Source organism: Leptospira yanagawae serovar Saopaulo str. Sao Paulo = ATCC 700523 (assembly GCF_000332475.2).
GTDB lineage: Bacteria > Spirochaetota > Leptospiria > Leptospirales > Leptospiraceae > Leptospira_A > Leptospira_A yanagawae.
Genome location: NZ_AOGX02000015.1, coordinates 1031845 through 1053358, shown reverse-complemented (window position 1 = coordinate 1053358; position 21514 = coordinate 1031845). Strand labels below are relative to the sequence as shown.

General features: G+C 36.3%; 16 protein-coding genes. 10 read left to right on the top strand and 6 right to left on the bottom strand.

Annotation, left to right across the window (positions count from 1 at the left end; genetic code table 11):
* Positions 1-500: 500 nt before the first annotated feature.
* Complete coding sequence (locus tag LEP1GSC202_RS20245) at positions 501-734, bottom strand: hypothetical protein (protein ID WP_015677028.1); 234 nt, start codon at positions 732-734, stop codon at positions 501-503.
* 1390 nt (positions 735-2124) lie between these two features.
* On the opposite strand from LEP1GSC202_RS20245, the gene LEP1GSC202_RS08695 reads away from it, so the two are divergent.
* Positions 2125-2529 (top strand): DUF4332 domain-containing protein, encoded by a 405-nt coding sequence (locus tag LEP1GSC202_RS08695; protein WP_015677010.1) that lies wholly within the window; start codon positions 2125-2127, stop codon positions 2527-2529.
* A gap of 300 nt (positions 2530-2829) precedes the next feature.
* On the opposite strand, the gene LEP1GSC202_RS08690 is transcribed toward LEP1GSC202_RS08695, so the two are convergent.
* From LEP1GSC202_RS08690 to LEP1GSC202_RS08670, 5 genes are read right to left on the bottom strand one after another with little or no spacing between them, the layout of a single operon-like run.
* On the bottom strand, positions 2830-3300 hold the full coding sequence (locus LEP1GSC202_RS08690; RefSeq protein WP_015677227.1) for a hypothetical protein: 471 nt from the start codon (positions 3298-3300) through the stop codon (positions 2830-2832).
* A complete protein-coding gene (locus tag LEP1GSC202_RS08685; RefSeq protein WP_015676935.1) occupies positions 3300-4229 on the bottom strand; it encodes a hypothetical protein in 930 nt (309 codons plus the stop codon). The genes LEP1GSC202_RS08690 and LEP1GSC202_RS08685 overlap by 1 nt, the downstream gene beginning before the upstream one ends.
* Before the next feature lie 57 nt (positions 4230-4286).
* The gene (locus LEP1GSC202_RS08680) at positions 4287-6890 is read right to left on the bottom strand and encodes a transglycosylase domain-containing protein (RefSeq protein WP_015677337.1); all 2604 of its coding nucleotides are present in this window, start codon (positions 6888-6890) and stop codon (positions 4287-4289) included.
* Positions 6891-6905: 15 nt separating this feature from the next.
* Positions 6906-7775 carry a ChaN family lipoprotein gene (locus LEP1GSC202_RS08675; protein ID WP_015676472.1) on the bottom strand — a complete coding sequence of 290 codons (870 nt, stop codon included), beginning with the start codon at positions 7773-7775 and terminating at the stop codon, positions 6906-6908.
* Positions 7759-8301 (bottom strand): glutathione peroxidase, encoded by a 543-nt coding sequence (locus LEP1GSC202_RS08670; RefSeq protein WP_083929997.1) that lies wholly within the window; start codon positions 8299-8301, stop codon positions 7759-7761. Before LEP1GSC202_RS08670 ends, LEP1GSC202_RS08675 begins: the two co-directional genes overlap by 17 nt.
* Positions 8302-8328: 27 nt before the next feature.
* Here LEP1GSC202_RS08670 and LEP1GSC202_RS08665 point away from each other — a divergent pair, with 27 nt between their 5' ends.
* The 9 genes from LEP1GSC202_RS08665 (at position 8329) to LEP1GSC202_RS08620 (ending at position 21513) form a co-directional block, all read left to right on the top strand.
* Positions 8329-9195 (top strand): nucleoside phosphorylase-I family protein, encoded by an 867-nt coding sequence (locus tag LEP1GSC202_RS08665; RefSeq protein WP_015676653.1) that lies wholly within the window; start codon positions 8329-8331, stop codon positions 9193-9195.
* Positions 9188-10186, top strand: a complete 999-nt coding sequence (locus LEP1GSC202_RS08660) for an SPL family radical SAM protein (protein ID WP_015677158.1) — start codon at positions 9188-9190, stop codon at positions 10184-10186. The genes LEP1GSC202_RS08665 and LEP1GSC202_RS08660 overlap by 8 nt, the downstream gene beginning before the upstream one ends.
* 49 nt (positions 10187-10235) lie before the next feature.
* Entirely contained in the window at positions 10236-13973 is a 3738-nt protein-coding gene (locus LEP1GSC202_RS08655) for an adenylate/guanylate cyclase domain-containing protein (RefSeq protein ID WP_015676490.1), read from the top strand.
* Entirely contained in the window at positions 13970-16057 is a 2088-nt protein-coding gene (locus LEP1GSC202_RS08650; RefSeq protein ID WP_015677217.1) for an adenylate/guanylate cyclase domain-containing protein, read from the top strand. The genes LEP1GSC202_RS08655 and LEP1GSC202_RS08650 overlap by 4 nt, the downstream gene beginning before the upstream one ends.
* 444 nt (positions 16058-16501) lie before the next feature.
* Complete coding sequence (locus LEP1GSC202_RS08640) at positions 16502-17020, top strand: helix-turn-helix transcriptional regulator (RefSeq protein ID WP_015677363.1); 519 nt, start codon at positions 16502-16504, stop codon at positions 17018-17020.
* Positions 17021-17071: 51 nt separating this feature from the next.
* Positions 17072-18637: a peptidoglycan DD-metalloendopeptidase family protein gene (locus LEP1GSC202_RS08635; RefSeq protein WP_015677220.1), complete on the top strand. Its 1566-nt coding sequence runs from the start codon at positions 17072-17074 to the stop codon at positions 18635-18637.
* Positions 18634-20568, top strand: a complete 1935-nt coding sequence (locus LEP1GSC202_RS08630; RefSeq protein ID WP_015676448.1) for an ankyrin repeat domain-containing protein — start codon at positions 18634-18636, stop codon at positions 20566-20568. Before LEP1GSC202_RS08635 ends, LEP1GSC202_RS08630 begins: the two co-directional genes overlap by 4 nt.
* Entirely contained in the window at positions 20568-21002 is a 435-nt protein-coding gene (locus tag LEP1GSC202_RS08625; protein ID WP_015677018.1) for a Crp/Fnr family transcriptional regulator, read from the top strand. The genes LEP1GSC202_RS08630 and LEP1GSC202_RS08625 overlap by 1 nt, the downstream gene beginning before the upstream one ends.
* Positions 20992-21513: a Crp/Fnr family transcriptional regulator gene (locus LEP1GSC202_RS08620; protein ID WP_015676982.1), complete on the top strand. Its 522-nt coding sequence runs from the start codon at positions 20992-20994 to the stop codon at positions 21511-21513. The genes LEP1GSC202_RS08625 and LEP1GSC202_RS08620 overlap by 11 nt, the downstream gene beginning before the upstream one ends.
* The last annotated feature ends 1 nt before the right edge of the window (position 21514 follow it).

Below are 21514 nucleotides of genomic sequence, written 5' to 3'. Positions count from 1 at the left end.
GTATGTGATAAGGCAATTAGTCAATATTAAGTCGACCCTCATATTTCGTTTCCTTTCTTCATCGGCGTTATGATAATTCTGAACCAAAAAAAAACAAGGGTCATAGTTATCATTTGGGGTATGACTTTCACACTGTTCCTTGAAATTACATGCAATCAAAAAGAATCCAATCAATAGGGTGATTAGAATAACTATTCTTTTCCTGAAATTTTTCATTCTTTTCCTCTAACCATAAATGCTAGGAATGTATCGATTTTCTTCCTTTTTGCAATCTTCAAGTCTATTGTAATACTTAACGCAATCTTGCGTAAATAATAGAAAATCTGATTCGACACTTCTGTTCATGCTTTCTTCTGACGGACCAGATGCAATGAAAAGAGAGACCAACTCGCATCGATTCTTTAATTCTTGCAAGTTATAACGACACGCGTCTCTTTGTGAGCCCGGCATACAGTTGGTGAAGTTTAAGAGCAAACTGAACATTATCGTTTTTTCAAATTTCATATTATGATAAAACCTTCCTTTCGAAATTCAGTGAGAAATCTAAGCTCCACTCTTCTCTGTTCCCTTGTAAAAAGCGTGGATTTTCCAAAAATGAAATTCATCCCATACAAGCCTGGTAAATATTGGTTCTCTTCTCTTTCACATTCCTTTTTCTTTTTGAGATAGGTGGCGCAACCGACTAACACAATGTTGGAAGCGATCGCTTGTCCTAAATTTTTATCCTCTTTCAATATTGTAGGCGATAAAAGAATTAGTTGTTCACAGTATGATTTAAAATCCCTTTCGAGATAGTATTTACACGCATCTTCCTTTTTACCTACATTACAGTTTGTTAGAGTAACAATGAGGATCAGGCAAAATATGTTTCGAAGCTGCTTCATCACTTTAACTTAATACCCAAAATGTGGGATGTATTCCGATTTTTTTTCACACTTCCGTTCCTCGATGGTTTTATAGAGGCAAAGCAACAAATATTGATCTGATAAGAAACGAGCAAACGAAGAAGGGCGTCCACTTTCTATATTGATTCTTACGGTTTGATCAAAAACTAAATAACTTGCACAAAGCGATTCAGCATCACCCTCAAAGAAACCGCCACCCTTACCTTCGACGGTTTGCCTACAAAAATCCTTTTGGTCTGTGCAATTGGCGAATGATAACAAAAACCAGAAAACTACGCCAATAGACTTTGGGAGTAACACAAGGTTGAAGGTTCTCTTTTTAAAAACTGTATTTTCCAATCGGATCTTTCGCTTTCTTATATTAACGAACAAATATTCGAAAATTAGCATATGGATCGACTTCTTTTTCTATGAAATCTTCCGTTCCAACCGTTTTGAGCGGAATTCGAACGATTTTGGAACAGAAAGAACGGTATTTAGAAACTTTTTTAGTTTGGATCTTTCTTTAGAAGGATTTTACGAATTTAAAGGTAGGATGTTTTTTATAGAAATGGTGAATATAGGAATGAAAAAAATCCTGGGCATGGCTTGCCCTTGGAACACGACCAATACCAAAAAACAATCAATTTCAAATCATGAAAAAGAATTATCAAACTATGTTTGGAAAAGATAAAATATCGGATGATTCAGATGATGGATCGCTAGGTGTTAATATCTATTTTCATTTTTATTTCTTTATTTTGGATCCATCATGCTCATGATAAAACTTACATTAGCTGGTTCTATTATAAAAATCGTCTTGAAAGCTTTCTTCGAATTGTACTATTTTAGATAGCATCAAAAAATAAAATAATGCCATTTGGAAGCATAGTAAGCCAATCATAAAGACTTACTTATTATAATGACGAATGCCTAAAGACAAATGATGATATAAATGGATTTTTAATATAGTCTCTGGATGTTTTTAAGTGACCTAATTGATTCAAAATCCAACAAATAGTTCTAAAATCCGTCTACAGTATCTTTTCTCAAATTACAAGCCCACAAATTGTACGGCGATATAACCTACTTCAATTTGAATTAATACTAATACTGTGAGAAGGAAATCCATTTTTCCGAAAATTCAGAACCAAATGCCCTAACGAAAATAAAGATTGATTGATTTATCACCATATCTCAATATATAACGCATTAGTTCCTAAAAGATTCGGAGATATCAATGGCAAAGTTAGAATATGTAGAAGGGATCGGGCCAAAATACGCACAAACGCTACGTGATGCGGGCATTAGATCAACAAATGATTTATTAAAAAAAGGCGGAACTCCCGAAGGTAGAAAGCAAATCGCTAAGGATTCTGGTATAAGTCCTAAATTGATCTTAGAGTGGGTCAATCACGTAGATTTATTCCGTATCAAAGGTATTGGATCTGAGTATGCAGACTTATTAGAAGCTGTCGGTGTCGATTCAGTGATCGAACTTTCAAAACGAGTTCCAAAAAATCTCTTTGATGCGATCATTGCACTGAATGAAAAGAAGAAGTTGGTTCGCATCTTCCCAAATTTAAAAAGAGTGACTGGCTGGATAGCACAAGCAAAGAAACTTCCAAGAGCAGTTTCCCACTAAACTTTTTTCTTCTTTTTTAAATGCAATAGCCATTCTCGAAGTTTGACTTTCCAAAATGGCTATTGAATCGATTCTTAATTCTCACCCGTAGTTTGAAGGTTTGTTCATGCTAAAGAGTTAACAAGTTTCTTATCATTCAAGGGAAAATTTGTTTTTGTGCTTCTAAATAAATTCCGAAGGTGATTTGAATCTTAATTTTTTTCTTGGTAAATTTAATTTCCAAATCCTATCCTTTAACGGTCATGTTTCAATAGGCCAAGTAGGACGGAATATTCCATTAGATCGATCGTTTATGAATTCTTACAATACAACCCAATTTGAAAGTTTGGTTCGGTAAAAAAAATAGGCACCGTCTTTTTTCCTCTGTAACTGCACACCAAATTGACCACGTTTGGAACGCACAAGGGAAACTAACACCATAGGCTCACTTCCCTCCCAACTAACCAAAGGAAAGATTTGTTTCCCTGTGGGATCATAAAAAGTCCATTGGGTTTCCGATGTTTCTTCCATTTCTTCTGTAAAGAAAGATTCCATTGCGACTTCCCCTTCCAAAACAGTAATACAGATGTTTTGTGAACCAATTGGATTCCTACCATAAACTTGTATGGGGTTTTGTTTGCAAAAACGGATTTGATTTCGAACATGGGAAGGAAATTCCAAACGGATTGTTTCTTCTGGCGTAACTAAAAAATTTGCGAACAAAGGATAGGTGGAAAAAATCAAACCGCTGGCGAAGATTAGAAACCATCGAACACTACGAGATAGGTCCATTAATTTTCCTTTGGGAACAAAACTTGTAAAAACTCATTCCCCTCCTTTTCTGATAGGATACGAATGCTCGGTAAAATGGGTCTTAGATATTGGGAACCAGTTGGGGAACAATGGTAATACAAAATGGTTTCGATCTCATCAAAAGGAGAGGAACCAAATTTAAACGTGGAACACATTTCTTTTTGTTTCCCTTGTAAAATTAATGATTTACTAGCTTCCAAATCTGCCCGTGGTTTTGCCAAAAAACTACCACTCATCCGAAAATACCGAGCAGATAACTCGTGTTCATTGGATTGTCTGTAATGGACTCCCATTAAATACAAAATATCCGATTTTTCCTGATCGGATCTTTCTTTCTCAGAATCTGCCAGTATTTTTTTTAAAAACTCTTTTCCTTGTTCGGTTCCTAATTTGAATTCTGAGATTCCCACAAATAATGGAGAAAGAAACATATTTGGAGATTCTTCGTAAAGAGAAAGGATCACTTTGTATTGTTTACGTTTTAAAAGAAGGATGGATGCAAATTCATACAACCTGGGAAGATTTAACTGTTTCAAGTGGTCCGAAAGATCTTTTATGTTTTCCATATTGGCCTTACTCGCCAACACATACGTGGAAGATAAATGGGAAACGGAAATTGGTTTATATATTTCAGCAAGTTGGTTCCAAATCCAAGTTCTGTCTTTTGAGGGAATATGAGAGGGGTAACGACTTCCCAAAAACAAGGCATCTAATAATTTGGAATGTTTTTTATATAAAAAAAACAAACGAGATACAACTGCCTTTTGTAATTTACCCGTTGGTTTTTGGCTGAGAGCCTTTTCATATAAGGGAATGGCAAACAATGTGTTGGTTTGTTCCATCTCATAGGCTTCTTCATAAAATCCACTCGCACTGATTGGTTGTAAACTTCCAATTAGTACCAGCATACCAACAAACTTCAGAAAGTTGGTAACGTATGGAAAATTACTTCTTGTGGAATCCAATTAATACAAACCCTTCATTAAATCTTTGTGATCCGAAGTTGTCGATTTGTGATCTTCATTACAAGGACCTTCTGGTGGATAATCAGATAAATACAATTCTTGTGTACTCGGACAAGTTGGGGAAGCTTGTTTGCCAGTTAAGTTACAAATTTTATATGGTTTCGCATAGACTGGCAAACTAAATTGAGTTTTCGGAAGGATACTTTTTTTATCGATTGTAGCTAGGATCTCTCCCCACAGAGGAGCTGCGACCGCGCCACCGAGTCCACTTGGACCCATACCAAATTTTGGATTATCATAGCCTACCCAAACGGCAAGGGAAAGGTCAGGCCTTGCACCGACAAACCATGCATCTTTGTAATCATTGGTTGTACCTGTTTTTCCAATTAAGTCGCCCGTATAACCACCGTTTCGTACACCACTCGCCCTTCCGCTATCGCGAAGTAAAGATACCATCACCTCAGCCGTATCTGGCCGAATCACCTGTCGTTCTTCTGGTAATTTTAATTTGAATTCATCACTTGCCCCAACTTCGTAAAGAACCGTACCTTTTGCATTTTTGATCCTTTGGATGAGGTAGGGACGTTTGATTGTACCTTGGTTCACAAAACTGGTAAAAGCCGAAGCCATCTCAAGTGGTGAGATTTCAAGTGTTCCTAGTGCTAATGATAAATCACCACGGTATCGATTTTTTTTCTCTGCATCATTTGGAAAAAAAAACTTTGTGAAATACTTTTCAATGCCAACACTTCCAAGCCGTTCTGCGACTTGTACGGCAGCCGTATTTTTTGATTTCACAAGGGCAGTGCGAAGGGAAATCTCACCATCAAAACTTCCTCCCAAATTTTCAGGAGCCCATTCCTTTCCACCACCACCTCGGTAGTACAGAGGAGCATCTAGGATTTTCATACCAGCGTGAATGGATCCATTATCAATGGCAGAGGCATATAACACTGCTTTAATGGAACTTCCCGTTTGCCTACGCATCTGAGTCGCACGATTAAACTGATTTTGTGAGTTAAATTCATCTCCACCATGTAAGAATAGCACCTGACCCGTGTTTGGTTGGATGCCAACAATAGCTGCTTGGACAATACTTTGGTCTTTATCACCTTCCAACTGGTCAGGGTTCCAAACCAGTTCATTTAAAAGGGAAACTTCTTCCATTCGTTGGCGAAAGGCTAGGTCCAAAGGTGATTCTTGTTTCAACCGAACTCGTTTTTTTTGGATTTTTCCAGATCGTTTGTTTTTAGATAAATATTCTCGAACAATCGGCCCAATCACTTCTTGCGCATTTCGATCCAAAGTGGTTTCCACTGTATAACCACCACTTTCATAAATATTTTTTTCACCTTCCAATGAGGAAAGAACTGCACGCACATGTTCCGTCACATAAGGAGCGATGTCATGACGGGAGCCAAACACTGTTTCATTTGGCGAACGGGTCGATAAATTATGATACAAACTGATAAATTTATCACGATCTAAATTAGGATAAATCCCACGGTTGCGAAACATATTCAAAATCGCACGAACACGAGTATATGAATCTTCAGGGTTTTTTAACGGTGAATACTTGTTAGGAGCTGAAGGCAAAGAAGCAAGTAACACCATCTCTTCTTTGGATAACTCCATAGGATTTTTTTGAAAATAAAACTTGATCCCTTCTCCAAATCCAAAAGCGCCATGACCCAAATACACATGGTTCATATATGTCTCAAGGATTTGTTCTTTTGTAAGAATTGATTCGAGAGCAAAAGCAAGTTGTGCTTCTCTCCATTTTCGATTCAAACTTTTTCGGCGGTCGTCTAAAATGATCCTTGCCAATTGTTGTGTGATTGTGGAGGCACCTTGTTTATAACTTAAATTGACAATGTTTTTAAAAAACGCACGAAAGATGGCAGAATAGTCGATCCCACCATGGAAAAAAAACTTTTGATCTTCAATGTTAAGTAAAATGGAGATCATATCCTCTGGATAGTCTTGCAATCGTAAGGTGGATGTTCGCTTCTGGAAGATTTCACTTACGACTTGTCCGTTGCGATCCAGTATCTTTGTAGGAATGTTTTTTGCCAAAGCCTCTAAGTATATTGGGACTTCTTTTTTTGTTGTTAACACTCCTGCTACAAAATAAGAAAAGCTAACAATGAATAAAAATAGTAAAATAGAAGTGATTGTAAATGCCACTCTTAGATACGAATACTTCGTGGAACTCTTCTTCGGGCTTTGGTTTCGTTTTGATAATCCAAATGGATTCCGTTTGGAATTTGAGAATTCTTTTTTAAGTTCTTTCTCCCAAACAACCTTCTTTTCAAAAAACGGTTTTACCTTTGTTTGAGATAGTTTCTTTGGCATTGAATCATGGATCGATTCGGAAATGTTAGGAACAGGTATTTTAAAACTTTGGTAAGATTGATTGGATTCTTCTTTCACACTCGGCAGAACTTGAACGATCTCAAATCGATAGTCTATAAATTGTAAAACTACCTTTTCCGAACAGTGAGCACATGTTAGCTGGAACTTTCCTTCTTTAGGAGTTGGCTCTGGCAATCGGGATGCTTTTTGGCAATGTGGACAAAGGTATTTTAGAGACGGTGCCGACATAGGTTCTCCCTATTCTTATCGGTCGTTTGTTAAAATTACAAAATCAGCGATTTTCGTAAAATCTGCCTCTTCTTCTTTTCCCTTGGAAAAACCAGAAAGGACAAGGACAGAATGGCCCATTTCTCGTAACCTGGACACAACTCCCCCATTCCGATCTGAGTGAAACCTTCCATTTAAATGAAGGACCTTTTTCCCAGACCTGTGGATCTCGGCCGAAATTGCCTCTGCCATCCCTTGGTCCCAAGTGGCTTGGCTGAGGATCATAAATTCTACATTGATTTTATGATGTGAGTTATGTTCCGGACTCCCAAATAGAGCAGATAACCTTTGTTTGTATTCAATACTAAGAAATTTCTCTATGGTGTACGCTTGCGGTAGAAATGACAAAGCAGTTTTTGAAAAATCTCTGTAAGCAAGAAGACCTTTTTTGGAAATTAAATTCACATACCTCCTGGGAGGATTTGCTGCGACAACGGCACAATGGTTTTCCTTGGCGGTTTTGACTAAAGGTAAATAATCTGATTTAAAATTTTTCCAATGGACGATCGAATTTAAAAATTGGGATTCCGAAATGGTTCCACTTAGGAATTCGTCTACAACCATTTGATGGTCTTTTTCCAACATTTCAAGAGACAAACTAATGGGTGATACAGATAAAGATTTCTGAAATAAAGTTTCATAAAATCGATGTAAGTCGCTATTATCATGGTCTTCACCCAAAACAATCACATCGACTTTCGGTATTTCTTTTAAGATCTCGTCAATGGTAACAGTTTCTAATGTTTTGGAACGAACAATCTTTACAGTATTTGGAATTTCCTGTCCAAATACTGTAAAACCTACTAATAGTAAAAATAAAAAAGAAAGTTTATAAAAGACTTTCAATTGCAGTTTTCAGTTCCTGGCTTTCCGGTTTTGTGGCAGATGGAAATCGGTTCACCACATTTCCATTTTTATCAATGAGGAACTTTTCAAAATTCCATTTAACATCACCTTTCTCTTTTGCATTTTCTGTGAGAAATTGGTATACAGGATCTTTATCATTCCCTAATACTTTGACTTTTTTCATCAAATCAAAACTCACACCATAGTTGAGTTTGCAAAACTCTGCAATTTGTGCTTCCGAACCAGGTTCTTGCCCTCCAAAATCATTGGAAGGAAATCCAATCACCTTCAAACCTTTGTCTTTATATGCCAAGTGGAGTTTTTCTAATCCTTCATACTGCGGCGTATAACCACACTTAGATGCAACATTCACAACAAGTACTGGGTGACCTTTATAATCACCAAGTGAGACTTCCTTACCTTGGATGGTAACTGATTTTAAATTATGAAATGACATTTTTTTCCCTCCAGCATACAAATGAAACCCGAGAAATAGAAAAATAGCAAACAAAACTTTTCTTTGCACAGAAGCCCCCTCTTGGATGTTTAGACTATGCCATCATTGTTTTTTGCACTTCTTTCCGAAGCAAAACCTTGGATCCAGAAAACAAAGGTGACTCCCCTCTCCCATCCGGGCAAATTCCGCATTTACCAAAACGAATCCACATTCATCATCATCACGGGTCCAGGTAAAATAGCAATGGCAATTGCCGTTTCTGAGTTTGCCAGTTTGCTTTCTAAAGAAACAAGAAACCAAATGAAAATCTGGAACCTGGGAATTGCCGGAAGTAACGATCCAGAAACAAAGATAGGTGATTTTTTTTGGATCCATAAAGTTAGAGATTATGCGTCGAGGAAAGATTATTATCCCGAACGAATTTTATCTTCTTCCTATCATAAGGAAACGAACCTAACAACCTTTGACAGACCCATTTCCAAAGTGCAAACAGACAATCGTTTCCAAGTGATCGATGAAGGAGAATTAAAATCAATATCACTTGTTGATATGGAAGCTTCCGGATTTTTTGAAGCGGCCTCTCTCTATTTTCCCTTAGAGAACATCGCCATCGGCAAACAGATTTCTGATTTTTTAGAAGGAAAATTTTGCAAAGAAAACCAAGTGGAAGAAATGATGGAGTCCATTTTGGATCCATTGTATGAAGAATGGATCACCCCCCTTCCTTGGACTCGAGAAGATTTGTTGGAAACAAAAATTTGGCCTGAAGTTTTGCTTCAACTGTCCAACTTTCGCCTAACGGAAACCATGAAACATGATTTAAAAAAATCATTACGTTTTTTCCACCTTCGAAATCCGAATGCACCAATTCCTTCTCCTGATTTGGGATTCTCGCAAACCATCAAATCAAAATCAGATTTGAAACAATTTTTGGAAGATTGGAAAGAAAAACTGCATGTTTAAGTCCTTTTCTCATATCTATATTGAAGAAGGAATTTGGGATCACTTTCGCACAAAAGAGATTCTAACAAAATTTCCGAATGCAGTTAAAATTCCGATCCGTCATTACAAAGATCATTTCAATCGGAATGCTCAAAATTTTAGGATCCAAAAACAATCTCCGAAATTAATTTTAGCAGAGAAAAAAGATCAGTTTTTATACCCAGGAAGTGATTTTTCACCTAACTTTTCTCATCCACATTTTTATTATAATACATTAGCACTTAATTGTATTTATGATTGCGAATATTGTTATTTACAAGGAATGTTTCCATCTGCAAACCTTGTATTGTTTGTCAATTGGGAAGATTTTTTCAAAGAAACAAAAAGATTTTTAAATCAAAACCGGTCACTGTATTTAGCTTTGTCTTATGACACCGATTTATTGGCCTTAGAATCTTTTTTCCCAGCAACGACAAAATGGATCCAATTTGCAAGTGAAGAACCCAATTTAAGTTTAGAAATCCGAACGAAATCTACCAATTTCCCATCCATTTCGCACCTAACACCAGTCGCAAACGTAATCTTAGCTTGGACACTCAGTCCCCAAAAGGTAATCGAGACCATTGAACATGGAACTCCATCTTTATTAGCAAGGATCAAATCCATTCAAAAAGCGATCCAAGCAGGATGGACAGTACGCATCTGTATCGATCCCATCTTACGGATTCCCGATTGGAAATCCCATTACCAGTCGTTAGCCGAAACATTAGGGAAAGAACTAAAAGAAAATGGATCGATTGAGTTCAGTGTCGGAGGATTTCGAATGAATATAGATTTTTTGAAACAAATCATCTCCAAAAGAAAAGACTCTGCGATTTTATTTCATGCTTTTGAAAAAAAAGATAAAATTGTTTCCTATTCGAAAGAAGAGACGGAGGAAATTTTAGATGTAATGGTATCTGGCTTAGAAAAACACTTCCCTCCTTCTCAAATAAAACTCAGTTATTCTTAAATTTTCCTTTTCATTTCCCTCTCTTCCTCATAGGCTGATTAGCCTAACTATGAAGAAATGTTCCATTTTGCTCTCTCTCTTCTGTCTTTTGTTAACATTCAATTCATGTGGAGAAGTCAGTCGAAACAAACCGATAGCGAAAAATGGAGTCATTGACTTATCAAATTGGGATTTTTTACGAGATGGAAACATCAATCTCGATGGGGAATGGGAATTTTATTGGAAGGAAACCCTTAGTGGAATCCAAATCGAAAAAGAATTAGGCAAGGAGCCAAAGTTTATCTACCAAGTGGTTCCATCCAATTGGAAAGGGGTTGATTGGTTTGGAGAAACTTTGGGTGGATTTGGTTATGCGACATATAAACTCAAAGTAAAATTCCCCGAAAATTCACCTACCCTTGCCTTTCATAACTTAGATCTTTCTTCCGCTTACAGATTGTACATCAATGGGAAATTGGTCATCGAACAAGGAAGTTTTGGAATCAATCCAAATTATTATGAACCTTCCTACAAATCTGTTTTAGTTGATTTGGAACCTGTCAGTGGTGAAACAGAAATCGTTTACGAGATTTCAAATTACCATTACTCGAAAGGTGGGTTTTGGGAAAGTATGGAACTTGGCGAGAGACGCAAGTTATATGACAAAGTCAATCGCAGTTACCAAATCACTTCTTTCCTAGCCGGAAGTATATTTTTATGGGCGTTATACCACCTTGGATTGTTTTTCATGCGAAGACAAGACAAAGCAAGTTTGTTCATCGCATTATTCAGCCTACTCATTGTGATGCGCCTCTTAACAATTGGTGAAAGGAACATTTTAGACATCATTCCTTTCCTTCCTATGGACGCTCTCATTCGTATAGAGTTTGCCACCATTTACATTGCCACCATTGTTTTTGCTTATTTTTATCGTTTGGTTTTCCCAAATACCGTTGGCAAAAATACAATGTACGTTTTGTACATTTTGATCACACCATTTTTAGGTTCCTTATTTTTACCAGTTTCAATTTTCACTGCCCAAATCCATTATTTTCAAATTTTTTTGATACTGGTTTGTGTTCGAATCACAATTGCAATCATCATGGCATACCGATCGGACACAGTGGGTGCAGGGCTTTCTTTAATTGGTTTTAGTTTTGTCTTCGGAACAGTTGTTCATGACATCTTATACCAAAACAATGTCATCAATACAATGAACATCACTCCATTTGGATTTTTAGGATTCATTTTATTCCAAGGTTATATCCTCTCTTATGGATTCACCAGAGCCTATCTTTCCATTGAAAAACTAAAAGAAAGTTTAGAAATCTCAAATAAAGAATTAAATATCTTAAAGGATGGGTTGGAAGACATTGTTGTAGAAAGGACCAAAGAACTTGAAATTTCCAAATCCAATATTGAAAGACTCAACGAATTTGCAAAAACGTTAAATACATCCTTAGAACTCGACAGCATCTTAATCAAAGCCTTTGATTATTTAAAGGAAGAAGTATTTTGTGACTCCATGATTTTGTTGTTAGTTGATGAAGAAAAAAACAAACTCCATTACCATAAATCGGTAGTTTCACAAAATTCAAATTTAGATTTAGAAAACAAATTCCGCGGCCTTAGTTTTCCATTAGATGTGAGTGCAGGATTGTTTTATCATGTCTACAAAAGGAACCGGCCTTTCCGATTCGCAAAAGTTTGGGAATCGCGACTCAACGAATCCAATCAAAAATTCATACAGCTCATCGGCAAACACCCGGGGATGATCATCCCTCTTAGTTCCCAAGGGAAAGTCATTGCAATGCTTGCAATATTTAGCGAACAAAAAGGATCTAGTTTCTCAAAGGCACAATTACAACTCGTTGAAAATACTGCTGAGAACATCGCAACAGCAGTTACAAATTCGATATTGGTGGAGGAAATGAACCGAGAGAAGTTCATTGCAGATAACGCTCGTTTGCAGATGGAAAATGCGAAAAACGAAGTGGTAAAACTCAATGAATTTACAAAAAAAATCAATTCGGAATCAAGTTTATCTCAAATCATAGATGAGATGTTTGATTACATTCTCAAAAGTTTTGAGATTGAAGCCACTCTCATCCAACTCATTGACCCAAAAAAGAAAGAACTGTATACATACAAAACAACGATCCCCACTTATGCAACGAAAGAACAATTATTATTTGCAAAATCATTCCGAGTTCCATTAAACGAAAGAGGTGGGATCATTTACAAAACCTACCTACGTAAAAAAGCATTATTTGTCCCAAGACCTCCCAAACGATACGAATCAGAGTTGGACGAACAAATTTTTACAAAACTAAGTTTATCATCTTTTATTGCAGTTCCTCTTGTTGTTCAAAACGAAGTGATCGGAATTGCTTATTTTACTTCGTATCAAAAACCAATGGATGTGGATCGCGAAGTGCTTCGAAGGATTTCCGGATTTTGTGATCAAATTGCGGGAGCAATTCAAAATTCCCTTTTGTTACAACTCACTGAAGAAGAACGAAAAAAATCAGAAAAAGCGAAAGCTGAAATCCAAAAGATGAATGAGTTCGCAAAAACCATAAACTCACAAAATAATTTAGAAAACATTTTGGCCGAAATATTTGGATTCATTCGGAAAAATTATAAAATTGAAAACTGTGTATTGTATTTTTTAGATAAGGAATTTAAGGAACTACGTTACCTCAACCACTCTGGTTTTGATTTGTTAAATGATGAAAATGTAAATTTCTTCAAGTCGTTACGGTTTCCTTTAAAAGAGGATAGTGGATTTGTATATAAATGTTACCAACGTAAAAAACATTTTTATATGAAACATGTTCCAAAGTCTTTGCCTTTTGCGATTGACAAACAAATCACTGAAAAATCTGGCATGAAAGGATTTTTAATTTCTCCACTTGTCAATAATGATGAAGTAGTAGCCATGGCGATGTATGGAATCAATGATGAAACCATCCATCTCTCCAGTGATGAAGTTAATTCCATCGTGGGTGTATCCGAACACATTGCCAGTGCGATTAACAACCATTTTTTACTTAAAAAAATCGAAGAAGAAAAACAAAGGTCTGATTCACTATTACTCAATATCCTCCCTAAAAACGTTGCGGAAGAGTTACAAAAAAAAGGACGGGTAAACCCAGTTGAGTTTGAAAATGTAACCTTACTTATGACTAGTTTTCCTGGATTTTCTCAAATCACAGGACAACTGACACCAGAAGAGTTGATTGCAGGACTTGATTTGTATTTTACTCGATTTGATGAAATCATCAAAACCAAAGGTATGGAAAAGTTAAGAATGACGGGGGATATGTATCTAGCTGCAGGTGGATTACCTGTTGGTAACTTTACCCATGCTGTTGATGCTTGTCTTGCCGCCTTACAAATCAAAAATGAAGTGAATCGATTGATGGAAGATTTTAAAGACATACCATTTCGACCCAATGGAATTACCATCGCCATCCACTCAGGTCCCGTCGTAGCTGGAGTCATCGGTAAATCAAAGTTTAACTATGATGTTTGGGGAAAAACTGTCACACAAACACAAGCGATTAGGCGAGGTGGTGTGGGAGTTTCCATCAACATCTCACAAGAAACGATGGAAAAGGTAAAACGATTGTTCCATATCGACAACCAAAGAATGATTAACACATACGAAGGGGAACAATTTCCTATTTATGAATTGTTAAGTTTGAAAACGGATTTGGCCGACCACTCAGGCATACTTCCTAATGAAAAGTTTGAAAGGTTATACACCCAACAAAAACGGGGAGCAAAAATTTTAATCAAATGATGTATTCTTTGGTTTTCATTGGGATTTTCTTTTTGGGAATTTTATATTGGGTTTCCCAGTTATACAAACAAAATGAAGAAAAAAATAATGAAATCACGTTACTAAAATCTGAAATCAAAATTTTAAATGAAACTCTAGAGAACAAAGAAAAAGAACTCATTACCACAAAAACAATTTCAGAAGAGTTTTCTGACAAGTTGGTGGATTCTTATGGCCAACTTTCAGACTTGGATGGACTCCTAAGAGAAATCAATTCCGCCACCGATCTTAAAGAAATCCTAAGGATCTTGGGATACTATATTCGCGAAAAATTCAAAGTGCCTCACTATCTTTTGTATGTATATAAATTGGAAAAAGATGCACTCGAATTCTTTCATAGCAATTTTCCAAGTGAACTTTCTGAAACTGTAAAAGCGGAAATCATGGGAAGGGACATTCCAGTATCAGATGAATATGTTACAAAATATGCACATGCCTATGTAAGGAAACGAAAACGAAGTTTTTATATCCAAGATTTTGAGTCCTACAAAACAGAAGGAATTGAATTAGAAAACAAAAAATCAGCCAATTTAAAATCTCTTCTCATTGTCCCTTTATATCTTAGAAATAAATTCATCGGCACATTAGACTTATTGGATTATTCAGGTATTTTTGAGTTAAACGAACAACAGTTAAACCAAATCAAAATCATCGCTGATTATATTGCAGGAACCATCGAAACAGGTTACTTATTAGATGAATTAAAAAATGTAAACATCACCATAAAAGAAGAAAAAGAAAACATTGAATCAAATCGATTAAAATTAGAAAATCTTCATAAGTTTAATAGAAAAATCAATTCTTACTCCCAAATAGAAGACATTACAAGAGAAGTTTTTACATATTTGAAAACAAACCATCGAGTTGAATTAGGATTTATTTTACTTGTTGATCCTAAATCAAATTCACTTGCTCCACTCATGGAAGGTGCTGAAGTATTCAACAAAGGATTACTTGTTACAAATTTTTTAAGAACATTTCGGCCTAAACTAACTCCAAATATTGGGTCTTTATACCGCACCTATACAAAACAAAAACCAATTTACTTAAAAAAAACCTCTCGTTGGAAAGAACTCACTGCAATTGATACTTCGATTGTAGAAAGTTTTAAATTAGAACTTTTTGGTCAAATTCCATTGGTCGTTCAAGGCCAAACCATTGGAATCATTTGTGTCACTCGATTGACAAGAGAACAAGAATGGACGATTGATGAATTCCAAGAAATCATTTCTTTTTGTGAACAAGTGGCAGGTGCCATTCATAATGCAAACCTACGTCGAGACTTAGAAAAAGAACGTGAAAAAACAATTCACTTCATTCGTAATATTTTACCCGGTGATTTAGCTGATGAACTCATTGAAAAAGGGGAAGTTGTTCCCATGGAATATGAATCCGTCAGCATTTTGTTTACAGATTTTAAAAACTTCACTAAGGCCGCTGAATCATTATCTCCAGAAGATCTAATTGAACAATTGGATGGTTGTTTCTCTCAATTTGATGACATTGCTTTGAGGCATAATTTTGAAAAATTAAAAACCATTGGTGATTCCTATATGGCTGCTGGAGGAATTCCACAAGGGAACTTTACCCACCCAGTAGATGCATGTTTATTTGCCATGGAAATCAAATCCTTTATGACTCAGATACGCTCCTTCAAACAAATGTTAGGCCAAGATTTCTGGGAGATTCGTATCGGGATTCACACTGGACCAGTTGTTGCAGGTGTTGTCGGAAAATCAAAATTCGCTTATGATGTTTGGGGTGATGCTGTCAACACCGCCAGCCGTATGGAAAGTTCGGGTGATGCAGGTGAAATCAACTTATCAGAAACAACTTATGACAAAGTAAAACGATTTTTCGAATGTGAATACCGCGGTAAAGTTAAGGCAAAAAACAAAGGTGAGATGGGAATGTATTTTTTAAAACGATTACGTCCCGAGTTTTCAAGAGATCCTGAAGGAATGGTTCCCAACCAAATGTTTTTAGATTTATATAAAAACCTACAAATTGGTGCCAAAATCATTTACCGCCAAACTGGTTCATGAATTAATTTCCTGAAGAAGAACTAGAACTAGACGAACTTCCACCTTTACTTGAACTCGAACTCGAACTTGATGAACTTCTACTTGAGGTTCTTGTCGATCGAGAGGTAGCTACTGGACATTTTTCATAACAAAGAATGTAAAGAGAAATGCAAGTTGCTGTTGTGGAGACTGGGTTATCCAATTGAGGCCCAAGGGCAACAGCGCATACAAATTGTTCTCTCATGCAACGATCCATACATTCTAATCTTGTCTCAGAACCTTTGTTACTACATTGGAAGAACAAAAACCCAAAACTAAGCAACAAAACTTGCATAAACCAACGATTCATTCACTCAATATCGCACAAAACCGATACTCTTTCAATAGAGGATTTCCGCAAATGCGGAAATCACCTAAGAAACATACTTGCTTCTGTAAAAGTAATCTCTCAAATTGAATCAAAAGATGGAAACAAGAACCGTTCGTATCCTTTTTTTAGTATTTTATGTGATCTCACTTTTAGTTTGGATTGTGGAAGAAATTTACACACTTACCAAACCTCCGGAATACTTTGATCGATTTAGGATCGTCATTGCCACAATCGAATCGTTCATTGCCGTCTCCTCTTTTTTAGTTGTTTTTATTTTGTACAAAGAGGTCAAAAAAGAGACCGTCGAAAACAAACAGGCGAAAAACCAAATTCATGATCTCAAACGAACCAATCGAATATTAAAGAATCCTGAAAAAGGATTCTGGGCAGAAGCAAAAGCACAAATGATTGAATGGGAATTAACGGAAGCCGAAACGGAAATTGCCATCCTATTGCTAAGAGGGTTTTCTCAAAAACAAATTGCAGCTGTCAGGAAAAAAAGTTTACGCACCATAGAAAACCAAACTGCATCTATTTATGAAAAATCGTCTATGCGAGGAAAACTAGAGTTTATCTCTTTTTTCCTGACTCCCCTTTTACCTGAAGAAGACTAAACAAAAAACCTTGACCAATCACTCTTTTTTTGCTTATTTTAAGTTTATTTTATGAAACGACAAAATCTGTTTTCTTTCACAATTGTATTTGTATTATGTAACATTTCCATTTTGTCTCAAACAAAACTGGAAGAAAGGGACAAAGAGAAACAATCTGGATTGATCCAAAAAAACCAAAAGAAACAGGAAGAAATCCTCCAAAAATACAATGAATTTGTAGGTAAGGTTCAAAGTCGATTTCCTGGTTTAAAAATTTCCTCTTCACCAATCGATTTAAAATTAGCAGAAGGAATCACGGATCATAATAACGCTCCTGGTGCAACCGATAAAAAATCTAAATCGTTAACAGCCATCGCTTCTGAAAATTTTTATTTGTTACTTGAGCCCTCATCAAAACCTAACATGCGTTCACAAGTTAAGGTAAAAAAAGGTGATAGTTTGGAAGTGGTGATGGTATTAAAACAAGATGTCACTGATAAGAAAGAAGGATCTCATTGGGTTTTAGTTCGCACCAAAACAAAAAAAGAAGGTTATACAACCCAAGATTTATTGCAACCAACAAAACTTGCTGTCAAATCACGAAACACGGAAGGCCTTTCTCTAGACTTATCGTCATTACCATCAAGAACCTCAAACGAACCATCTAACATCAGTTATTCGGATTTTAGAAATGGAAAAGAAATGTGGGTGAATGCAAGTTCCTTAAATATGAGAGCAGAACCTGATGTGAATGGATATGTAGTCGCAAGGTTACCAAAAGGCATAAAGGTATCCATCCAAAGTTCTACTACAAATGAAGATACAATCGATGGCATCTCTTCTTTGTGGCACCAAGTTTCTTCTGCGTATGGAAATGGTTGGGTATTTGGTGGGTATTTAAGTTCTTCAGAAGTTGTTTCCTATGACGTAACACCTGGAGACATTTCCTATCCACAAGAAAATCCAGACGAACTAAAAATCGGAGAAAAACGATATGTTCGTTCCACAAACCTTCGTATGCGAGACGAACCGAATGAGTATGGCTCTGTGGTCATATCCATTCCTGGAGATGAAAAACTCAAAATTTTAGATACGAAAAAGGAAGTGGAAACCATTTCAGGGGTTCGTTCCAAATGGATTTATGTAAATTGGAATGATGAATGGGAAGGTTGGGTATTTGGAGGGTTTGTTTCCAAAGAAAGAGGGCCTTTGGTCGATTCTGATGATATTTCAAAATACTTTCAAATTCCAATCGATAACGACCGTTATGTTTCATCAAATTTCGGAACACGTGTTGATCCAGTTACTGGAAAGGTTGGAGCATTTCATTCAGGGATAGATTTACCAGCAGCGGTTGGTACTCCAATAAAAGCAGTCAGTGATGGAAAAGTTTGGCGAACCATTACAACTAGCGGAGGTTATGGGGTCTTAACAATTTTAAGTCACAAAAATAATATTTATACTTATTATGCACATCAAAATGAACGCCAAGTAAAAGAAGGTGACACAGTGCGCTCAGGTGATATCATTGGTCAGGTAGGAAACACTGGTAAATCTACCGGTCCTCATTTACATTTTGAAGTTAGGAAAGGCCCTGACCAACAAGCATTGGATCCAGGAGCATATTTACCCAAATGAAGTTTAAATCCACCATTCTAATTATTTTTTTTCCAATCCTCCTTTCCAATTCTATCTTTGCACAGGAACCAACCTCTTCCGTACCCGAAACGCAAAACACTTACGATATGGTGCAAATTCTTATAAAAGGGAATCCAAAAGAATTTGAAACTGCTGTCACTGGTGGTGGAGATATCAATGCAACAGATGATTCTGGTAAGTCACTCCTCATCATCGCAGTGGAAAAAAATCGATCCAAACAATTTGATCTATTATTAAATCAGGGAGCCGATCTTAACAAAAGAGATTTGTCGGGGAAAACTTTACTCCACTACGTTGTCACATCTAAGTTTACAAATCAAATCAAAACACTTGTAGAGAAAGGAGCGGATCTAAATGCCTATGACGCTGATGGAAATACCGCCTTACATATAGCAGTTTTAAAAGCAAACTTATCGGTTCAGAAAATCTTAGTGGAAAGCAAAGCAGATGTTAACCTTCGCAACAATCCACGTAAAACACCAATTTATTTGGCATTTGAAAAAGGAAAAATTGATACGATCAATTACCTATTACAAAATGGTGCCAATATCAATTTACAAGATTTAACTGGTCGGACACCTATCTTCTCTGCGATCGAACAAAAAAATAGTAAGTTATTAACTCTTGCTCTCGATTCAAATGCAAATCCAAATATAGAAGATACTAAATCCATTCGACCCATTGTGTATGCAATTGAAAAAGGATTTACCGCTGGAGTTGAAATTTTATTAAACCGAGGAGCAGATTTCAATGCCACAACTCCTGAAGGCGAATCATTATTATTTTATTCAGTAGAAAAAAAGAATTTAACAGTAACCAACTTACTTTTAAAAAAAGGACTAAATGTTGATTCAAAAAATACTGCAGGTAAAACTCTATTTGAAATAGCGTTAACCAAAAATGATAGCAATCTTTTAAAATTAGTATTAGATGCGGGTGCAAATCCCAACCAAACATTATCCACTAACAAAAATCCATTAGAAGATTCGATTGAGTCTTCCAAGTGGGCAATTGCAGAACTTTTAATCCAAAAAAATGCCGATACGCAAAACCCAAATCCTTCAGGATATCTGCCTATCCACTTAGCCTCGCGAAAGCCAGGATTAAAAATTGTGGATTTATTATTAAAAAAAGGGACTCCCGTTGACATTGAGAATGTTAAAACAAATGAAACTGCATTGTCTTTAGCATTAGAAAACAAACAGATAAATATCGCAAAACTTTTGTTATCAAAGAAAGCAAACCCAAATCACAAACAAAAAGATGGTGTAAGTTTGATATTTTCAACCATTGAACGTAAAGATGCCGAAGCATTTAAACTGTTAGTTACAAATGGAGCCGATTTACAATCGCTAAATGATGAAGATGAAAACCTTATCACAACAGTTTGTAAACTAGAAGTGGAAAAAAAGGATCAAAAATTTATCGAAGAAACGATCAAATTATTGATCAGTAAGGGTGTAAACCCGAATGCCAAAAACAAACGTGGGTTAAGTGCCCTTCATATCGCGCTGAATCGAAATAAAATTGAAACAATGTCCCTTTTATTAACAATGGGAGCAGATCCAAACCTAACAGACAATAATGGACTCTCCGTATTACACAAAGCAGTTCAAAAATTCCTAACATCAAAAGATCCAAACCAAATCGAAACCTATAAAAAATTAGTACTATTCCTAGTTGAGCGAAGGTCCAATATCAACCAGCAGGACAAATTAGGGAAAACTATACTTTCCGAACTAGCAATTCAATTTGATCCTGGTAAAAGTGATGCCATATTAGAGCTGGCTAAAGTGTTTGTACTCAATGGTGGAGACACAAAGCTAAAAGACAAAATCGGAAAATCAGCTCTTGATTATGCTCTGAACAAAAATATCTCTGAATTGATAGAAATTTATCGCGGTCTTTGATGTCCATTCCCAAAAAAGATAATCGTATCAACATATTCGACTTCGTTAATACAGTTCCAACGAAGACATTCAAACGTGGTGAGATCATCGTACGCGAAGGTGATCCATCAAATGAAAAAATGTATTTTATATTAAGTGGAATTTTGTCCGTTGGAATGGGTGCGCCTGACCAAGGAAATTTTCATGAAGTGAGAAAGCTATCCACTGGTGAATTTTTTGGAGAAATTGCGTTAATCTCCGCTCACCCTCGAGCGATGACAGTGTTTATAGAATCGGACCGTGCTCAACTTGGAATTTTGGACAAACAGAATTTAATACGAATTGCAAATTCAAATCCTATGTTTGTGTATGCTCTTTTACAAACTTATGTGGAACGTTTGATTGAAGCTGAACAGAAACTAAAAGATCTCACTGAGGTAAGTGATGGGACTTAAAGAATCACTCGCAAAACTCAGTATGATCAATATCAAACGTGGAGAAGTCCTTTTTAAAGAAGGTGTTCCCTCTAACGGTGCCATGTTTTTTTTGTTTGAAGGCCAACTCGATATTTACAAACAAATCGAAGGAAAACATACAAAGTTAAGAAGTATCCTTCCAGGTGAATTTTTTGGTGAGATGGCGATCATCAATAATAGTCCAAGAGCTGCATCGATTGTGGTAGTTTCAGAAACCGCAAAATTAGGAATCATTAACCGGACAACTTTTGTGCAAATGAGTCAGGAAAGTCCTGAATTTTTGTTTTTGTTATTAAAAAAAGTAATCGAACGTTTGTACGAAACGGATGGAAAAATTAGAGCCATCAAACGTAAACAAGACGAAGATTCTATTATTGCAAAAGTAACACCTAACTCCACTCCAACAGATTCCGATGGATCAGAAAAGGAAAGTTCAGGTCAGGTTCCTTTAGAAACCTTTACTAATGACGCCCAGTCCATTGGGGAATGAT